The following is a 19,261-nucleotide window of genomic DNA, read 5'->3' as shown; positions in this document are numbered from 1 at the left end:
CGCGCTGTCGGGTCCGCGTGCCAGCGTGGCAGCGATCGGCGCCGCGGCGACCACGGTCCGCGCGGTTGGCGCTGGGCACGCGGGTTGCTGAACGTCGTCCGCATGCGCCGCACGCCCCTGCTCGTGATCTCTGCCACCGTCGTCCTCGGTCCGCTCGGGCTCGCCGCGCCGCGCGCCCGCGCCGACCGCACGCAGGAGGTCGCCGACGTCGACGATCCGCGGTTCGCGTGCGCCCGGCCCAAGGCCAGCTTCGAGATCGGCTTCCCTGACGAGGTCGGCGTGCGCGATCTGGTGACCTGGGCCATGGGCTTCTCGTGCAAGCGCTTCATCTACAGCGCTGGCATCGCGTCGCGCTCGGCCAAGCTGACGATGGTCACGCCCGGCAAGCTCGACGCGGCCGCGGCCTGGGCGGTGTTCGAGGCCGGGCTCGAGGCCATGGGCCTGGCCGCGGTCGCCAAGGGCCCGGTCTACGAGATCGTCGAGGCCGCGAGCGCCAAGGACGCGGCGCTGGCGATCCGGCGCCAGTTCCCCGACGGCGGCAGCGGCGCGGTGCGGCTGCTCCTGCGCCCGGCCCATGTCGGCGTCGACGACCTGCGCAGCGCGCTCGACCTGGTCAAGTCGAAGTATGGCGTCGTGACGCCGCTGCCGAACCTGCGCGCGCTGCTGGTGACCGACGACGGCCGCCACGTCGCGCGCATGCGCACGCTGGTCGACGAGCTCGATCGCCCCGGCGACGGCGCCGGGGTGTGGGCGGTGCCGGTGACCCACCGCGATCCCGACGCGCTGGTCGCGGTGCTCGAGCCGCTGCTGGCTCCGGACACCACCGCCCCGTCGTCCGCCCGGGCCGCGCGCCTGGTGGCGGATCGTCGGGCCGGCGCGGTGTTCGTCGTCGGCGCCGCCGCCGACTACCAGCGGGTCGCGGCGCTGGTCGGCGTGCTCGATCGCGACCCGGGCGGCGAGACCACGATGACCGCGGTGCGCCTGCGCAACGCCCGCGCGATCGAGGTCGTGGCGGCGCTGGGGCCGCTGACCAGCGGCGGCGGCGACGGCAAGGCGCTGGGCCAGGTCAAGCTCGCGGCCGACGACGGCACCAACGCGGTCTTGATCCAGGCGTCGGCCGGCGACACCCAGGCGGTGCGGGTCATGCTCGACGAGCTCGACGCGCCGCGCCGGCAGATCTACGTCGAGGCGATGGTGCTCGAGGTGTCCGAGTCGGCCAACCGCCAGCTCGGGGTGTCCTGGCACGGCGGCGACGACACCGGCGACGGCGGCGTCGCGATCGGTGGGTTCCAGACCGGGACGCTGTCGTCGGTGGCGGCCGCCGACAGCCTCGCCAGCGCCGGCAGCGGCCTGCTGGCCGGCGTGCTGGGCACCTCGCTCACGAGCACGCTCCTGGGCGAGAGCGTGCCGTCGTTCGGCGTGCTGCTGCAGGCGGTCGCGGGCGCGAGCGAGATCGAGGTGCTGGCGTCGCCGCACCTGATGATGCTCGACAACAAGCCGGCGCTGATCTCGGTCGGCGCCAACATCCCGTACCTGTCGCGCGCGGCCACGACCGCGACCGGGGCGGCGACCGGCGCGTCGATCGATCGCCAGCAGGTGGCGCTGACCCTGAAGATCACGCCCCACGTCGCGCCGGCCGAGCCCGGCGCCAGCCCCGGCGACGCGCGCATCCGGCTCGACGTCGCGCTCGAGCACAACCAGCTCGGCGACTCGGACTTCGAGGGCCTGGGCCCGACCTGGAAGGAGCGCAAGCTCGAGACCACGGTCGTCGTCGGCGACCAGGACAACCTGGTGCTGGGCGGCCTCATCGACGAGCGGGTCGAGCACTCGGTCGAGAAGGTGCCGCTCTTGGGCGACCTGCCGGTGCTGGGCGCGCTGTTCCGGTCGAGCCGCGACGTCCGCACCAAGTCCAACCTGCTGATCGTGATCACGCCGCACCTGATCGACGACTCGGCGGCCGGGCGCGCGGTGTTCGAGCGGCGCATGCGCGAGCGCGAGGAGTTCCTGCGGGCGCGCTCGGCGCTGTCGACCCGGCTGGTGACGCCGCAGGTCGACTACCGCCGCAAGCGCGGGCTGGTCGCCGAGATCGACGCCCGGGTGCGCGCGACCGAGGCCGAGCGCGTGGCGCGGGCCGCGCTGCAACCCGCGGCGCCGCCGAGCGGCCGGGTCGACGCGCCCGAGGTGCCGGCGGCGCCGACGCCGTAGCAGGCGGCGCGTGCCCGACGCGGCCGCGGCGCGTACACCGCCCCCGGCGGCGCGACGCCAGCTCGCCGCGCGGTCGCCGGGCGCCGCGGAGGTCCTGGTCGACATGACCCGCTACCGGGAGGCGATCGCGACCTACCAGCGCCTGCTGGCGCTGCCGCTCGACGCCGACGCCCGGCGCCGGCTCACCGCCGCGCGCGACCGCGCCGTCATGCTGGCGCGCTGACTTCGCGCGCCGATCGCCGCGCGCGTGGTATCGATCGAGCATGATCCCAGGCGCGATCATCGGGCTCGTGGTCGGACTCACGATCATGCTGATGCACCGGCGCAACGCCCGGCGAGGCACTGGCGTCGCCGGCGATGTCGAGCGCGCGCTGCGCGAGCGCGGCCGGCAGACGGTCAGGCAGGTGGCCCAGACGCTCGGCAAGGACACGTTCCTCGGCCGCGGTCAGGTCGCGCAGGCGCTCGCGGCGCTGTCGTCGACCGGCAAGGTCCGCGTGCACCCGGCGCCGACCGGCACGCCGACCTTGAAGAAGATCGACGTGATCACCTACGAAGCGATCGGGTAGGCGGGCCGGCGCGTCAGGGCCGCGGCGCGATCAACCGGCTCCAGCGCGCGACGTCGACGACCGCCTCGGCGGTCAACCCGGCGTCGGCCTCGGCGCAGCGGGCCGCGCCGGCGGCGCCTCCGACCAGCTCGCCGTGGGCGCGCGCCGCGACCCGCGCGAAGCCGGCCATGTCGCACGCCGCGAGCGCGCGCGCGGCCTGGGCGTAGCCGTCGCGCGCGTCGGCGACGGCCCCGCTCGCGTGGGCGATGCCGGCCTGGACCAGCGTCGCCAGCGCCTGGGCCCACGCGACCGGCTCCTTGGCCAGCGCCTCCGCCGCGCCCCGCGCGAGCGCCAGCCGCTCGGGCCCGCGCCCCAGCGGCGCCGCGCCGATCGCCGCGCGCGCGAGCAGGTACTGGGCCTCGATCCGGACGGTCTGGATCCGGAACAAGAACGCGCGATCGAGATCGGCCCAGGCGCGCTGCGTGCGCTCGAGCGCGCCTCGGGATCGCCGACGTACAGATCGATCTGGGCGTTGGCGAGCAGCAGGTAGTAGTCGTGGAGGTTGAAGTCGGCGACGTCGGCGCGGGCCTGGGCCACGCCCAGGACATGGGCGCGCGCGTCGCCGGGCTTGTCCTGGACCAGCCACGCCAGGTTCGAGCGCCACGACCGCACCCCGTGCTGCGAGTAGACGTCGCCGCGATCCTCGGCGTCGCGCAGGTACAGCGGCGTCAGGCGCACGAACGCGCGGGTCTCGCCGAGGTAGTACAGCGCGGCCAGCAGGAACAGCTCGGTGAGATCCATCTCCCAGCGGGTGTGCACGCTGTGATCGCTCATCAGCCGCAGCCCCAGCTCGAGCTCGGTGCGGGCCTGGCGCCACTGCCCGTTGAGGAACGCCGCGAAGCCCTTGCACGCGGCGACCAGCCCCACGTACAGCGGCTCGCCGATCGCGTCGGCGACGCGCTGGGCGTGCGCCGCCGCGGTGGCCGCCGCGCGCGCGGTCGCGCTGCCGGGGACGCCCAGGTAGCCGATCTCGATCGCCAGCGCCTGGGCCACGCGCCCGCGCTCACCCAGCGCCAGCGCCGCGCGCAGGTGCCAGAGCTGCACGACCTTGCCCAGCGCCGGGTTGGCGAACGCCAGCCCGCTGGCGATCGACCACATCGCGTCGACCTCGCGCAGCGCCGACGCCGGCACCTCGTCGACGCCGCGCTCCTTGAAGCGCTTGCCGCGCACGCGCAGGGCCACGCGCTGGCGCAGCACCGCCCACGCCACGCCGCGCCGGCCGGTCGGTAACGTCCGCCCGAGCTCGGCCAGGAGCTCGTGGGCCAGCGCCATGCCCTCGCGCAGCTCGGCCGCGCGCAGGAGCTGCTCGAGCCGTAGCCGCCGCAGCTCGAAGCGCGCGTCGCCGGTGGCCAGCTCCGAGGCCGCCTGGAACATGATCGCGGCCTCGGTCAGCTGCCCACCGTTGACCAGCACGCCGGCGCGCGCGGTCAGCGTCGCCTTGCGCGCGTCGGGGTCGAGGTCGCCGAACTCGAGCGCGATCGCGTACAGATCGGCGGCGCGCCGGAACGCCAGGGCGTGCTCAGCGGCGGCCGCCGCGCGCACGGCCGGCGCCGCGACCTCGGCGGTGTCGCCGGCGCCCAGCAGGTGATCGACCAGCGGCTCGGGCTCCTCGGGCGCGTCGGCGAGGTAGGCGTCGGCCAGCGCGCGGTGGACCGCGGCCAGCTCGCCGCTGGCGAGCTCGTCGGTGATCGCCGCGCGGATGCGGTCGTGGAACGGCTCGACCCGCGCCCCGTTGACCCGACACAGGCGCTCGGCCCGGAGCAGCGCCACCGTGCCGGCCGGATCCGTCACCGCGGCCGCCCGCGCCGCGATGGCCAGCGGCAGCGGCCGCCCCGCGACCGCGCTCGCGGTCAAGAGCGCCCGGGCCGGCGCCGCCAGCTGGCCGATGCGCCCGCGCAGGAGATCGTCGAGGGTGGTCGCGCCACCGGCCGAGCCCGCTGACCGGGCCAGCTCGACCAGGAACATCGTGTTGCCGCCGGCGTCACGCACCAGGGCCTCGGCCCACGGCCCGACGTCCCCGTCGAAGCTCGTCACCAGCTGGACCAGCGCGCGGGCGTCGTCGATCGCCAGCGGCGGCACCTCGACGATCCGCACGTCGGGCGGCTCCGGCGCGGTCCGCGCGCGGCCGGCGACCGTGGCCACCATCGGCCCGTCGGTGTCCTCGCTGCGATGGACCAGCAGCACCAGCACCGGCGGTCGATCGCTGCGCGCGATCAGATCGCCGAGGAAGCCGGCGCTGTCGGCGTCGCCCCACTGCAGATCGTCGACGCAGACGATCACCGGCCGCAGCGCCGCGAGGCGCCCGAGCAGGTAGCGGAGCGCGCCGAACGCGCGCCGCCGCGTCTCCTGCGGGTCCATCACCTCGAACCGCCGCAGCTCGGGCTCGGCGATGCGCGGCACCCGCCGCAGCACCGGGAACAGCCGCGCCAGCGCGGCGACGTCGCGCGGCAACACGCCGGCCAGCTCGGTCGCGCTCAGCTTGAGGAGCGCGCCGGTCAGCGCGTCGATCAGCGTGTCGAGCGTCTTGTAGGGCACGCGCTCGCGCTCGTGGCAGCGCCCGGCGAGGATCAGCGCCTCGGCGCTGGCGTCCTGGAGGAACCGGTTGATCAGCGCCGACTTGCCCATGCCCGAGGTCGCGCGCACGAACACCGCGACGCCGCGCGCGCGCGCGTCGACGAGCGCCTGGTGCAGCGCCGCCAGCTGGGCCTCCCGGCCGACGAAGGGCCCGGCGCCGCTGGTGCGCTGGACGGTCGCGGTCGCCAGCGACGGCTCGCGGCCCAGCGCCGCCAGCACCGCCGCGCCGTCGGGCCGCGCCCGCGGATCCGGCGCCAGGAGCGCCATGCACAGCGCCGCCAGCGCCGGCGGCGCGGTGGGCGCCTCGTCGAGCACCGGCGGCGGCGCCTCGTGCTGCTTGCGGCGCATGACCTCGTCGGGTCGACCGTCGAACGGCCGCCGCCCGCACAGCGCCTCGTACAGCATCACGCCCAGCGAGTACCAGTCGCTGGCCGGATCGAGCGGCAGATCGGCGGCCTGCTCCGGCGACATGTAGACCGGCGTCCCGACCGCCGCGCGCTCGTGGGTGTGATCGACGCCGGCCAGCTCGAGCTCGGACACCAGCCCGAAATCGAGCACGACCAGGCGGCCGCTCGGCTCGACCAGCACGTTGGACGGCTTGAGATCGCGGTGCAGCTTGCCGGCGGCGTGGAGCGCGTACAGCGCGTCGCTCAGCTGGCCGAGCGCGCGCTCGAGCCGCGCCTGGTGCAGCGGCGCCGCGATCACCTGGGCGCGCGCGCGCGGACCGTGGGGCCGGGTGTCGCCGTCACCGTCGGCGCCGTCGCCGTCGAGGAACGGCTGATCGCTGCCATCGCTGGGCCGCACCCAGTCGATGAACGACACGCCGCGCACCAGCTCCATCGTGAAGAACCACTCGTCGCCGGTGGTGTGCAGCTCGTGCAACGTGCACAGGCCGGGGTGGGCCAGGTCGCACAGCGCGCGGAACTCGCGCTTGAAGCGGTACAGGTCCCGGGCGCTGGTCGCCTTCAACGTCTTGAGCGCGACCTCGCGCTGCGCCACCTGATCCCACACCCGGTAGACCACGCCCATGCCGCCGGCGCCGAGCTTGCCTCGGACGACGAAGCGCTCGTCGCTGGCGCGATCAGACCTGGCTTCGGCCCCCACGTCTCCAGCCTACCGGACCCTCACCCTCTCAGGGTGAATATTTTGTAACTCAGGCTACATCTACGGGATCAAACCGCGACCCTCCAGACCAGCTGCTGGGTCCGTCGACCGAGGTGCGGGACCGCCCACGTCGACGGCGCGGTGCCCGGCTCGAACAGCTCGACGGTGGCGAACCCGGCGGCGCGCAGCTCGTCGGTGAGATCGGCGCGGGTGCGGCCGTCGAACGCCATGGTCTGGCCCCGGGTCGCGCGCTTGAACAGCTGCTCGAGGCCGCGGCCGACCCGGCCCGGGCGCGGCTGCTCGACGAACGGCACCAGATCGAACACGACCGCGCTGCCCGGGCGCGCCGCGCACACGGTCGCGAGCCCGCGCCACAGCGCCTGCTGCGCGGCCTGATCGAGGTACATCAGCAGCCCCTCGACGACCACGCACACGGGCCCCGGCGCCAGCACGTCGTCGAACGCCAGCGTCGTGACGTCGTGCGCGTGCAGCACCAGGTTGGGCCGCGCCGCGACCGCGCGCCCGCGCTTGCTGCGCCCGAGCAGCTTGCGCTTGTGCGCGATCACCGCCGGGAGATCGACCTCGACGTACCGGATCGCGGGGTCGGCCGAGAGCGCGGCGCCGCGGCGCGACAGCCCGGCGGCCAGCTCGAGCACCTGCGCGCAGCTTGCCGCGGCGACCAGCCGATCGATCATCACGTGGCGCTGCACCAGGCCGTGGCGCAACGACGGCAGCTCGCGTCGAAACAGGCGCGCCACGCCGAGCGCGAGGTTGGTGGCGTTGAAGACGTCGCGGCTCTTGCGGCTGGAGAACAGCTCGGCGCCGTCGAGCTTGCCCCAGCGCCAGGCGTGGGCGGTGTAGAGCGCGGTGACCGACAGGTCGCCGGCGCGCGCCAGCGCCCTGGGCGCCGGCGGCGCAGGACGTGCGGGGTCGGGCGTCGCGTCCGGCGGCATCGCCCGCGCACCATACCCCTGGCGCTCGCCCGGGTGCCGGGTTGCGCCGCGCGCCTGCGCGATCTGTCCGCGGGCGGCGAGACGGGTAAGGCGGAGAAAGCACAGCGCCGGGCGGCGCCGGTCAACCGGTGGCGCCGGCCGGTCCGACCGGCCGGTCGCGAGCTCGGCCCCGGCGTCAGCCTCGGACACAAGCGCAATCGCCGGTGGGGATCAACGCCTGACACGCCAGGCCTGGAGCGCGAACTGTCCGCGTCAGGTGGTCGAGTCGTGGGATTGTCGTCGGGAAGTCGTCGACGTTGACCGGTCGCATGCGTTAGCGTGCGCCCGTCCGGAGTTAGTCCATGGTCCGCGACCGCCAGCACGTCCCCCCGTCGATCATCGTCCTGTCGCCGCTCGAGCGCCCCGATCCGGGCGTGGTCGCCGCGGCCATCGGCGCGGGCGCGGTCGGCGCGCTCGATCTCGGCCGCGATCCGGACCGCGCGCGCGCGGCGCTGGCGGCGCTCGGCCACCAGGTCGAGCGGTTCGCGGTCCGGTTTCCGGACGGCTGTCCGCTCGGCGTCGCCGACCTGCCGGCCGCGGTCGACACGGTCATCGTCACCAGCGCCGCCGCGGTCGCTGGCCTGGCGCCGCGCCGGGTGCTGGTCCAGGCGACCTCCCTGGCCGAGGCCCAGGCCGCCGTCGCCGCGGGCGCCGACGGGATCATCGCCAAGGGCAGCGAGGCCGGCGGCCGCGTCGGCGAGACCACGACCTTCGTCCTGGTGCAGGAGCTGGTCGGGGCGCTGGCGGTGCCGGTCTGGGCCCAGGGCGGCCTGGGCGTCCACACCGCCGCCGCCTGTCGCGCCGGCGGCGCCGCCGGGGTCGTGCTCGACAGCCAGCTCGCGCTGTGCCGCGAGGCGACGCTGCCCGCCGACGTGCGCGCGGCGATCGCGGCGATGGACGGCAGCGAGACCACCGTCGTCGCCGGCCACCGCGTGTTCACGCGCCCGGATCTGCCGGTGGCGGCGCTGCCCGACGACGTCACCGCCGACGACGTGCGCGCGCGCCTCGGCGCCGACTCGCTGACCGAGCAGCTGGTGCCGGTGGGCCAGGACGGCGCCAGCGCCGCCAGCTTCGCGCGCCAGTTCGGCGGCGTCGCCGCGGCGGTGCGCGGCGTGCGCGCGGCGATGACCACGCACGTGCAGCTCGCGGCCGAGCTGGCGCCGCTCGCGCCGGGCGCGCCGCTCGCGGCCGGCCACGGCCTGCGCTATCCGATCGCCCAGGGGCCGATGTCGCGGGTCAGCGATCGGGCCGCGTTCGCCGAGGCGGTCGCCGCCGCCGGCGGCCTGCCGTTCCTGGCCCTGTCCTTGATGCCCGGCGCCGAGGTCCGCGCGCTCGTGGCCGAGACCGCGGCCCGCCTCGGCGATCGGCCGTGGGGCGTCGGCATCCTCGGGTTCGTCCCGGCCGAGCTGCGCGAGGAGCAGCTCGCGGTGCTGCGCGAGATCAAGCCGCCGGTGGCGCTGATCGCCGGCGGGCGTCCGTCGCAGGCGGCGCCGCTCGAGGCCGACGGCATCGCGACCTACCTGCACGTGCCGTCACCCGGGCTGCTCGATCTATTCCTCAAGGACGGCGCGCGCCGGTTCGTGTTCGAGGGCCGCGAGTGCGGGGGCCACGTCGGCCCGCGCTCGAGCTTCGCGCTGTGGGAGATCCAGCTCGAGCGCCTGCTCGCGCACCCGGCCGTGGCCGACGTGTCGGTGCTGTTCGCCGGGGGCATCCACGACGCGCGCTCGTGCGCGATGGTCGCCGCGATGGCGGCGCCGCTGGCCGCGCGCGGCGCCAAGGTCGGCGTGCTGATGGGCACCGCGTACCTGTTCACCCACGAGGCGGTCGCGTCGGGCGCGATCCAGCCCGGGTTCCAGGCGGCGGCGGTCGCGTGCGATCGCACCAGCCTGCTCGAGACCGCGCCCGGCCACGCCACGCGCTGCGCCGACACCGCGTTCACCGCCGCGTTCGCCGCCGAGAAGGCGCGGCTGGCGGCGACCGGCGCGACGCCGCAGGAGCGGTGGGCCGCGCTCGAGCAGCTCAACCTCGGCCGGCTGCGCATCGCCGCCAAGGGCCTGCGCCGCGAGGGCGACGCGATCGTCGCCGTCGACGCCGCCAGCCAGGCCGCCGACGGCATGTACATGATCGGCCAGGTCGCCGCGCTGCGGTCGTCGACCTGCTCGATCGCCGAGCTGCACGACGAGGTCAGCGCCGGCGGCCAGGCGCTGGTGGCCGCGCACGCGGCCGCGCTCGACGACGCGCGGCCCCGGCCGGTGCGCCCGCGCGGCCACGCCACGCCGGTCGACGTCGCGATCGTCGGCGTCGCGGCGATCTTCCCCGGCGCCGGCGACACCGACGCCTTCTGGGCCAACATCGTCGGCGGCAAGGACGCGGTGCGCGAGGTCCCGCCCGAGCGCTGGAGCGTCGAGCAGTACTTCGATCCGTCGGCGACCGGCACCGGCGCCGGCAAGAAGACGCCGTGCAAGTGGGGCGGGTTCCTCGATCCGGTCCCGTTCGATCCGCTGGCCTACGGCATCCCGCCGCGCTCGCTCGAGGCCATCGAGCCGGTGCAGCTGCTCAGCCTCGAGGTCGCGCGGCGCGCGCTCGACGACGCCGGCTACGCCAGCGCGGTCTCGACCACCGGCCGCGCGCTCGATCGCGAGCGCACCGCGGTGATCTTCGGCGCCGAGGCCGGCACCGATCTGTCGAGCGCGTACGGCTTCCGCGCGATGTTCCCGCACTACGTCGGCGAGCTGCCGGCCGCGCTCGACCGTGCGCTGCCGACGCTGACCGAGGACTCGTTCCCGGGCGTGCTCGCCAACGTCATCGCCGGGCGCATCGCCAACCGCCTCGATCTCGGCGGCGCCAACTACACCGTCGACGCGGCGTGCGCGTCGTCGCTGGCCGCGGTCGACCTCGCGGTCAAGGAGCTGGTCACCGGCGGCAGCGACGTCGTCGTGTGCGGCGGCGCCGATCTGCACAACAGCATCAACGACTACCTCTTGTTCGCCAGCGTCCACGCGCTGTCGACCTCGGGCCGGTGCCACACCTTCGACGCCGACGCCGACGGCATCGTCCTGGGCGAGGGCGTGGCGGCGATCGTGCTCAAGCGCCTCGCCGACGCCGAGCGCGACGGCGATCGCATCTACGCCGTGGTCAAGGGCGTGGCCGGCGCCAGCGACGGCAAGAGCCTGGGCCTGACCGCGCCGCGCAAGGAGGGCCAGATCCGCGCGGTCGAGCGCGCCTACCGCCAGGCCGGCGTGTCGCCGGCCGAGGTCGGGCTGGTCGAGGCCCACGGCACCGGCACCGTCGTCGGCGATCGCACCGAGCTGGCCACGCTCACCGACGTGTTCGGCCGCGCCGGCGCGACCGCGGGCGCCTGCGTGCTCGGCTCGGTGAAGTCGCAGATCGGCCACACCAAGTGCGCGGCCGGCATGGCCGGGATGATCAAGGCGGCGCTGGCGCTCTACCACGGCGTGCTGCCGCCGACGTTGCACATCCAGCGCCCCAACCCGGCCTGGGACGCGGCCACCAGCCCGTTCCGGTTCCTCGACGCGGCCCGGCCGTGGACCGCGGCGCGGCGGGTCGCGGCGGTCAGCGCGTTCGGCTTCGGCGGCACCAACTTCCACGCGGTGCTCGAGGCCCACGACCACGCCCGGACCGGGCTCGAGGCGTGGCCGGCCGAGCTGCTGCTGTTCCGCGGCGCCGACCGCGCGGCCGCGGGCGCGACGATCGCCAAGGTGCGCGCGCGCCTGGCCGCGGCGCCGCCGCCGCGCCTGCGCGATCTGGCCCGCTCGGTCTGCGCCACCGGCGCCGGCCCGGTGCAGTTCGCGATCGTCGCCGACGATCTCGCCGACCTGCGCACCAAGCTCGACACCGCCGAGGCCGGCCCGGGCGATCGCCGCGGCGTCTTCGTCGCGTCCGACGTCGGCGGCCCGGTCGCGTTCCTGTGCCCGGGTCAGGGCAGCCAGCGGCCCGGCATGCTGGCCGAGCTGTTCCTGGCGTTCCCGCGCCTGCGCCGGCTCCTGGCCCACGGCGCGCGGTGGGCGCCGACGCTCTTGCCCGCGGCGGCGTTCTCCGACGGCGAGCGCGCGGCCCAGGCCGCGGCGATCACCGACACGCGGGTGGCGCAGCCGACCCTGGGCATGGCCGATCTCGCGATGGTCGAGCTGCTCGGCGGGCTCGGCGTGGTCCCGGCGATGGCCGCGGGCCACAGCTACGGCGAGCTGGCCGCGCTCGCGGTCGCGGGCGCGCTCACCGTCGACGATCTGCTGCCGCTCTCCGCGTTCCGCGGCGAGGCCATCCTGGCCGCGGCCGGCGGCGATCCCGGCACGATGCTCGCGGTGACGGCCGGCGCCGACGTGGTCGCGCCGCTGATCGCGGAGTGCGCCGGCGTGGTGATCGCCAACCACAACAGCCCGCGCCAGTGCGTGCTCGCCGGCGCGGCCGCGGCGATCGACCTCGCGGTGCCGCGCCTGACCGCGGCCGGCCTGACGACCCGCCGGTTCCCGGTCGCCGCGGCGTTCCACAGCCCGCTGGTCGCCGACGCCCAGCACGCGCTGGCCGCGCGGCTGGCGGTGCTCGACGTGCGCGCGCCACGGCTGCCGGTGTGGTCCAACGTCACCGCCGCGCCGTACCCGGCCGAGCCCGACGGCGTGCGCGCGCTCCTGGCCGAGCAGGTCGCGCGGCCGGTGCTGTTCGCGCCGCAGATCGAGGCGATGTACGCCGCCGGCGCGCGGGTGTTCGTCGAGACCGGCCCCGGCCAGGTGCTGACCCGGCTGGTGGGCGAGATCCTCGGCGACCGCCCCCACGTCGCGATCGCGTGCGACACCGGCAGCGGCTCGAGCCTGCGCGCGCTCCTGCGCGCGGTCGCGACGCTCGCGGTCCACGGCGTCACCGTCGACGCCGCCGCGCTGTTCGGCGATCGCGACGCGCGGCTGATCGACCTGGCGCCGGCCAAGGCCAGCAAGCGCCCGAGCGCGGGCTGGCTGATCGACGGGCACACCGCGCGCTCCGTCGACGCGCCCGCGCCGGCCCCCGCGCGCCCGGTCGCGCTGGCGCTGGCCTCGGTCGTCGCGCCCGCCGCGTCGCCCCGCGCCGCGGCCCCGCGCCCGCTCGGCCCGTCGCCCACCGGCGCCGCGCCGCCCCCCACGACCGTGGAGTCCAGCACCGTGGCCAGCGACCGCGACGTGATCGTGCTCGAGTACCTGCACAACGTCCGCACCGCGATCAGCGCCCAGCGCGACGTGGTCCTGGCCTACCTGGGCCAGGCGCCGGCGCCGATGGCCGAGCCGCTCGCCGACCACGCGCCGCCGCGGCTGCGCGCCGGCCGCCCGACGCTGCCCGCGCACCCGGCCGCGGCGCCGCCGCCGGTGGTGATCGACGTGGCGCCCGAGCCGACCGCGCTCGACCCGATGGCGCTGGTGCTCGAGATCGTCAGCGAGCGCACCGGCTACCCGCCCGAGACGCTCGGGCCCGACCTCGACCTCGAGGCCGATCTCAGCATCGACTCGATCAAGCGCATCGAGATCATCGGCGAGCTGGCCGCGCGCCTCGGGCTGCAGGTCGCCGGCGGCGGCGACGACGCGATGGTCGAGGAGCTGGCCACGCGCAAGACCTTGCGCGCGCTGGTCGACTGGCTGTCGGACCGCCTCGGCGCGCCGAGCCCGGGCGCCGCCGTCGCCGAGCTCGCGACCGCCGCGCTCGCTGAACCCGCGGCCGCGCCCCTCGAGCTCGGCCGCTACGTGTTCTCGCGCGTGGCCGCGCCGCTCGGCGCCGGGCGGGTCCCGACGGTCGCCGGCCGGAACGTCACCGTCGTCGACGACGGCCTCGGGGTCGCGGTCAACCTGGCCTCGCGCCTGGCCGCCGACGGCGCCGACGTCACCGTGGTCGCGCCCGGCGATCGCGGCGCGCGGCCCGACGTCGACGGCCTGATCGATCTCAGCGGCCTGGCCACGACCGTCCACGACGGCGACGGCGCCACCGCCGCCATGACCGCGATGTTCGATCACGTCCGGGACGCGGTCGTCGGCGGCGCGTCGAGCCTGCTGGTCGCGACCGGCCTCGGCGGCCGCTTCGGCGAGGATCCGGTCGACGCCGGCCTGCGCGGCGACGGCGCCGGCGGGCTGATCAAGACCGTCGCGGCCGAGTGGCCGTCGGTGCGCGCGCGCCGGCTCGATCTCGATCCGCGCGAGGCGCCCGAGCGCCTGGCCGAGCTGATCCACGCCGAGCTGAGCTGCGACGACGATCTGCTCGAGGTCGGCCACGCCGGCGGCGAGCGCGCCACCCGCACGCTGGTGCCGGCGCCGTCCACCAGCGCCGGCGGCCTCACGCTCGGCCCCGACGCGGTCGTGCTGATCACCGGCGGCGCCCGCGGCATCACCGCCCGGGTCGCGGTCGAGCTCGCGCGCCGCTGGCGCTGCCAGATCGAGCTGGTCGGCCGCTCGCCGCTGCCCGGCCCCGAGGAGGTCACCCTGATCGCCGCCGCCGACGCGCCGGCGCTGCGCCGCGCGATCCTGGCGGCGGGCGTGGCCAAGGAGCCGGCCGCGATCGAGGCCAAGGTCGCCCGGGTGCTGGCCGATCGCGAGATCCGCGCGACGCTCGCGGCGATCACCGCCGCCGGCGCCACGGTCCGCTACCACGCGTGCGACGTGCGCGCGCCCGGCTTCGCCGAGGTCATCGACGGGATCTACGCCCGCCACGATCGCCTCGACGGCGTCATCCACGGCGCCGGCGTCCTCGAGGACAAGCTGATCCGCCACAAGACCGCGGCCTCGTTCGCGCGGGTCTACGGGACCAAGGTCGCGGGCGCGCTGACCCTGGCCGAGCGGCTGCGGCCCGACACCCGGTTCGTCGTGTTCTTCGCCAGCATCTCGGGCGCGCTCGGCAACCGCGGCCAGGTCGACTACGCCACCGCCAACCAGGCGCTGGCCGCGCTGGCCGCGGCGATGGCGCCGCGCATCAGCGGGCGCGTGGTCGCGATCGACTGGGGCCCCTGGGCTGGCACCGGCATGGTCTCGCCCGAGCTCGAGCGCGAGTACGCGCGCCGCGGCCTCGGGCTGATCGATCCGGCCGCCGGCGTCGAGCACCTCCTGGCCGAGCTCGGCAGCGACGCGCGCGACACCGAGGTGGTGATCGTCGGCGGCGATCCGCGCGCGCTGGCCCCGCGCCCCGTCGACCATGCCTGACCACGGGCTCGACGTCGCGATCGTCGGCCTGGCCGCGGTGTTCCCGGGCGCCGCCGACGCCGACGCGTACTGGCACAACCTGGCGCGCGGTCACGACGCGATCGGCGACGTGCCCGCGGCCCGCTGGGATCCGGTCTACTTCGATCCCGCGGCCACGGCGGTCGACCGGTTCTACTGCCGCCGGGGCGGCTTCGTCGACGACCAGGCCGGGTTCGACCCGATCGCCTTCGGGATCATGCCGGTGACGGTGCAGGGCGCCGAGCCCGATCAGCTGCTGGCGCTGCACGTGGCCGCGCGCGCGCTCGCCGACGCCGGCCTGACCGAGCGGCTGCCGCGCGCGCGCACCGGCGTCATCCTCGGGCGCGGCGGCTACCTGACGCCCGGGATGGCCCGGCTGTCGCAGCGGGTCCGCACCGCGCAGCAGCTCGCGACCACGCTGGCCGAGCTGATGCCGGACCTCGACGCCGCCACGCTCGATCGCGTCCGCACGACCTTCTCGGCCCGGGCCGGCGAGCTCGGCGCCGAGGCCGCGATCGGCCTGGTGCCCAACCTGGCGGCGTCGCGCATCGCCAACCGCCTCGATCTGCACGGCCCGGCCTACACCGTCGACGCCGCGTGCGCGTCGTCGCTGGTCGCGGTCGATCAGGCCTGCGGCGAGCTGGCCCGCGGCCGCTGCGACGTCGTGCTCGCGGGCGGCGTCCACGTCTGTCACGACGTGACGTTCTGGAGCGTGTTCACGCAGCTCGGCGCGCTGTCGCGCGCGCAGCAGATCCGTCCGTTCGATCGCCGGGCCGACGGCATCCTGATCGGCGAGGGCGCCGGCGTGGTCGTGCTCAAGCGCCGCGCCGACGCCGAGCGCGACGGCGATCGCATCTACGCGATCATCCGCGGCACCGGCGTCGCCAGCGACGGCCGCGAGTCGAGCCCGATGCGGCCGCGCCTGGGCGGTCAGGTCGCGGCGATGGCCCAGGCCTGGCGCGACGCCGCGTGCGATCCGGCCACGGTCGGGATGATCGAGGCCCACGGCACCGCCACGCCGACCGGCGACGCGGTCGAGCTGGCCGCGCTCGCGCAGTTCTTCGGCGGCCCGGATCACCGCCCGGCGCCGGGCCTGGGCTCGGTCAAGTCGATGATCGGCCACGCGATGCCCGCGGCCGGCGTCGCCGGGCTGATCAAGGCCGCGCTGGCGCTGCACCACGACCTGATGCCGCCGTCGCTGCACTGCGACGAGCCGCGCGCCGAGCTGGCCGCGACGCGCTTCCGGATGCTCACCGCGGCCGAGCCGTGGGGCGAGCGCCCGCGCCGCGCCGGCGTCAGCGCGTTCGGCTTCGGCGGGATCAACGCCCACGTCGTGCTCGAGGCCGCGGGCGGCGTCGCGCCCACGCCGCGCCGGGTCCGCGCCCGCGCCGCGCCGTCGACGCCGGCGCTGCTCACGCTCGCGGCGGGCTCGATCGCCGAGCTGGCCGCGGCGCTCGACGGCGGCCCCGCGCCCGGCGGCCCGATGCGCCTGGCGCTGGTCGATCCCAGCCCCGAGCGCCGCGCGCTGGCCAAGAAGGTGCTCGCGCGCGGCCAGCCGTGGCGCGGCCGCAACGATCTGTGGTTCACGCCGCGCGGCCTCGGCGCCGCCGGCGGCCGGCTGGCGTTCGTGTTCCCCGGCATCGAGATCGTGACCACCCCCGACGTCAGCGCGGTCGCGGCCGAGCTGGGCGTGGCGGTGCCGCCGGCGCTGGCGTCGCCGATCGACGCCGCGCGCGATCTCGAGCACCAGGGCCTGGCGGTGTTCGCGCTCGGCCGGCTGCTCGACCTTGCGCTGCGCGCTGCCGGCCACACGCCCGACGTCTACGCCGGCCACAGCCTCGGCGAGTGGACCGGCATGGTGGTCAGCGAGCTGGTGCCGCCGGCCGCCGCGGCGGCGTTCGTCGGCGGCCTGCGCCCCGGCAGCCTCGAGGTGCCCGACGTGGTCTTCGCCGCGGTCGGCTGCGGCGCCGTCGGCGCCGAGGCCGCGATCGCCGGGCTCGACGACATCGCGGTCTCGCACGACAACTGTCCGCACCAGAGCATCCTGTGCGGTCGCCACGATCGCGTCCGCACCGCGCTGGCGCGCCTGGCCGAGCGCGGCGTGCTGTGCCAGGAGCTGCCGTTCCGCTCGGGCTTCCACTCGCCGCTCCTGGCCGACTACCTCGGCCCGCACCGCGCGCACCTGGCGACGCTGGCGCTGGCGCGGCCGCGCACGCCGATGTGGTCGGCGACCTCGTGCGCGCCCTACCCCGAGGAGCCCGACGCGATCCGCGCGCTGGCGATCGACCACCTGGTCAAGCCGGTGCGGTTCCGCGAGCTGGTGACCGCGCTGGCCGGCGCCGGCGTGCGCGGGTTCGTGCAGCTGGGCGTCGGCAGCCTGACCAACTTCATCGGCGACACGCTGCGCGGCGTCGATCACCTCGCGGTCGCCGCCAGCGCCGACAAGGGCGACGCCGCGGCCCAGGCCCGGCAGCTCGCGCGGGTGCGCGCCGCGCTGTGGGTCGAGGGCTGGGACGGCGCGCCGGCCGCGCGCGCGTCGTCGCCACCGCCGCGCCCGCTGCCCCGCCTCGATCTCGGCGCGGCGCTGGTCCGCCTCGACGGCGCGCTGCCGCCGCTGGCGCGGCCGGCCACGACCTCCGCCGCGCCCATCGGCGATCTGGCCGCGGCCCTGGCCGACGTGACCTCACCGATCGCCGCCGAGCTGGCCGCGCTCCTGCGCGAGGCGGCCGAGGCCAGCGCCGCGGTCGCGCACGCCTGGCGCCAGCCGCCGACGATCCTGCCGACGCCGCCGGCGCGCGCGCGCACGCTCCGGCGCACGCTGTCGGTCGCCGCCGATCCGGCCCTGGTCGATCACTGCTTCTACCGCCAGCCGCCGGGCTGGCCCGAGGTCGCCGATCGGTTCCCGGTCGCGCCGATGACGATGATGCTGGGCATGATGCGCGACGCCGCCCAGGCGCTCGCGCCCGACCGCGTCGTGATCGCGCTCGAGGACGTCGCCGCGCTGCGGTGGCTGGCGGTGGCGCCGCCGGTCGAGGTCGAGCTCACCAGCCGCCGCACCGCCGACGACGCGGTCGAGGTCGAGCTGGTCGGCTACGCCCGCGCCACCGCGCGCCTCGCCGCCGCCTACCCACCGGCGCCGGCCGCGCGCACCCGGCCGCTGACCGCGCCGCGCCCGACGCCGGTCGACGCCGCGCAGCTCTACGCCGATCGCTGGATGTTCCACGGCCCCGGCTACGCCGGCGTCACCGCGATGGGGCCGATGGGCGACGACGGCGTCGACGGCGAGATCACCGCGCTGCCCGCGCCCGGCGCGCTGCTCGACTGCGCCGGCCAGCTGATGGGCTGGTGGGTCATGGACCACGAGCGGATCGATCGCCTGGCGATGCCGATCCGGATCGCGCGGGTGGCGCTGTACGGCCCCGAGCCGACGCCCGGCACCCGGGTCGCGTGCGCGGTCCGGTTCCGCGCGCTCACCGCGGTCGCCGCCATCGCCGATCACGAGCTCACCGTCGCCGGTCGGGTCTGGTGCCAGATCGACGCCTGGGAGGATCGTCGCTTCGACAGCGACGAGCCCTTGTGGAAGGTGCTGCAGTACCCCGAGCACAACGCGCTGGCCGAGGTCACCGCCGACGGCTACGCGCTCGTGACCGAGCACTGGCGCACGGTCGCGTCACGCGAGCTGGTGATGCGCCGCTACCTCGGCGTCGGCGAGCGCGCCCAGCACGACGCGGTCGGCGCCCGCGGCCGGCGCGCGTGGCTGCTCGGCCGGATCGCGGTCAAGGACGCGGTCCGCCGCCACCTCTGGGCCGCCGGCGCCGGCCCGCTGTACCCGATCGAGATCGCGGTCGGCAACCACGCCGACGGGCGGCCGTTCGTGACCGTGCCCGACGGCCGCGCGCTGGCGGTGTCGCTCGCGCACAAGGACGAGCTGGCGGTGGCGCTGATCGCCCCGGCCGGCGCCACCCCCGGCATCGACCTCGAGCGGATCGAGGCGCGGCCGGCGTCGTTCGAGGCGGTCGCGGTGTCGCCGGCCGAGCTGGCGCTGGGCGGCGCCGGCGATCGCGACGCCTGGCTGGCTCGGGTCTGGGCCGGCAAGGAGGCCGTCGCCAAGGCCCGCGGCACCGGCCTCACCGATCCCCGCCACCTCACCTGCACCGCGGTCGCCGGCGACCGCCTGACCATCGACGGCGTCGCCGTCGACACGCGCACCCACGGCGCCCACGTCGTCGCCTGGACCTGGCTGGAGCCCGCATGACGCTCGACCCCACCACCGCCGCCACCATCCTCGCCACCGTCGAGCGCCTGATCATCGAGATCGCCGGCGACGAGATCACGCTCGCCGGCCCGATCACGCTGGCGACGTCGTTCAACGGCGACCTCGAGCTCGAGAGCATCGAGTTCGTCGCGCTCGCCGAGAAGCTGCAGGAGCACTATGGCGCCCGCATCGACTTCGTCGGCTGGATCTCGACCAAGGAGCTCGATCAGATCATCGCGCTCACGGTCGGCGAGCTGGTCGAGTTCATCGCCCGCGCCCCGGCCTGACCATGCGCTTCGTCGACACCGGCACCGTGCGGCTGCCACGACCGACCTGGGCGCG

At 76.4% G+C, this 19,261-nt stretch carries 8 protein-coding genes; 6 read left to right on the top strand and 2 right to left on the bottom strand.

From position 1 onward, the window contains the following. Positions 1-102 precede the first annotated feature (102 nt). The 3 genes from IPL61_13605 to IPL61_13595 are packed head-to-tail and all read left to right on the top strand — an operon-like array spanning position 103 to position 2,771. The gene (locus IPL61_13605; GenBank protein MBK9032327.1) at positions 103-2,205 is read left to right on the top strand and encodes a hypothetical protein; all 2,103 of its coding nucleotides are present in this window, start codon (positions 103-105) and stop codon (positions 2,203-2,205) included. Between the two features lie 10 nt (positions 2,206-2,215). Next, complete coding sequence (locus IPL61_13600; protein ID MBK9032326.1) at positions 2,216-2,428, top strand: hypothetical protein; 213 nt, start codon at positions 2,216-2,218, stop codon at positions 2,426-2,428. 40 nt (positions 2,429-2,468) lie between these two features. Next, positions 2,469-2,771 carry a hypothetical protein gene (locus tag IPL61_13595; GenBank protein ID MBK9032325.1) on the top strand — a complete coding sequence of 101 codons (303 nt, stop codon included), beginning with the start codon at positions 2,469-2,471 and terminating at the stop codon, positions 2,769-2,771. Positions 2,772-2,843: 72 nt separating this feature from the next. Here IPL61_13595 and IPL61_13590 read toward each other — a convergent pair whose 3' ends face one another. Both IPL61_13590 and IPL61_13585 read right to left on the bottom strand, forming a co-directional pair. Further along, entirely contained in the window at positions 2,844-6,488 is a 3,645-nt protein-coding gene (locus tag IPL61_13590; GenBank protein MBK9032324.1) for a protein kinase, read from the bottom strand. A gap of 68 nt (positions 6,489-6,556) precedes the next feature. After that, positions 6,557-7,441 (bottom strand): class I SAM-dependent methyltransferase, encoded by an 885-nt coding sequence (locus tag IPL61_13585; GenBank protein MBK9032323.1) that lies wholly within the window; start codon positions 7,439-7,441, stop codon positions 6,557-6,559. Positions 7,442-7,824: 383 nt separating this feature from the next. Here IPL61_13585 and IPL61_13580 point away from each other — a divergent pair, with 383 nt between their 5' ends. The 3 genes from IPL61_13580 to IPL61_13570 are packed head-to-tail and all read left to right on the top strand — an operon-like array spanning position 7,825 to position 19,206. Next, the gene (locus tag IPL61_13580) at positions 7,825-14,646 is read left to right on the top strand and encodes an SDR family NAD(P)-dependent oxidoreductase (protein MBK9032322.1); all 6,822 of its coding nucleotides are present in this window, start codon (positions 7,825-7,827) and stop codon (positions 14,644-14,646) included. Then, the gene (locus IPL61_13575; protein MBK9032321.1) at positions 14,639-18,919 is read left to right on the top strand and encodes a polyketide synthase dehydratase domain-containing protein; all 4,281 of its coding nucleotides are present in this window, start codon (positions 14,639-14,641) and stop codon (positions 18,917-18,919) included. The genes IPL61_13580 and IPL61_13575 overlap by 8 nt, the downstream gene beginning before the upstream one ends. After that, positions 18,916-19,206, top strand: coding sequence for an acyl carrier protein (locus tag IPL61_13570; GenBank protein MBK9032320.1), 291 nt, complete (start codon positions 18,916-18,918; stop codon positions 19,204-19,206). Before IPL61_13575 ends, IPL61_13570 begins: the two co-directional genes overlap by 4 nt. Positions 19,207-19,261 lie beyond the last annotated feature (55 nt).

The sequence above is a fragment of the Myxococcales bacterium genome (genome assembly GCA_016717005.1).
Classification (GTDB): Bacteria; Myxococcota_A; Polyangia; order Haliangiales; family Haliangiaceae; genus UBA2376.
Note: the sequence above shows the minus strand (reverse complement) of the source record. Positions and strands in the feature narration are given on the sequence as shown.

Coding starts and splice junctions, on each gene's coding strand:
- IPL61_13605 (MBK9032327.1), top strand. CDS start 103: ATGCGCCGCACGCCCCTGCTCGTGATCTCTGCCACCGTCGTCCTCGGT.
- IPL61_13595 (MBK9032325.1), top strand. CDS start 2,469: ATGATCCCAGGCGCGATCATCGGGCTCGTGGTCGGACTCACGATCATG.
- IPL61_13585 (MBK9032323.1), bottom strand. CDS start 7,441: ATGCCGCCGGACGCGACGCCCGACCCCGCACGTCCTGCGCCGCCGGCG.
- IPL61_13575 (MBK9032321.1), top strand. CDS start 14,639: ATGCCTGACCACGGGCTCGACGTCGCGATCGTCGGCCTGGCCGCGGTG.
- IPL61_13570 (MBK9032320.1), top strand. CDS start 18,916: ATGACGCTCGACCCCACCACCGCCGCCACCATCCTCGCCACCGTCGAG.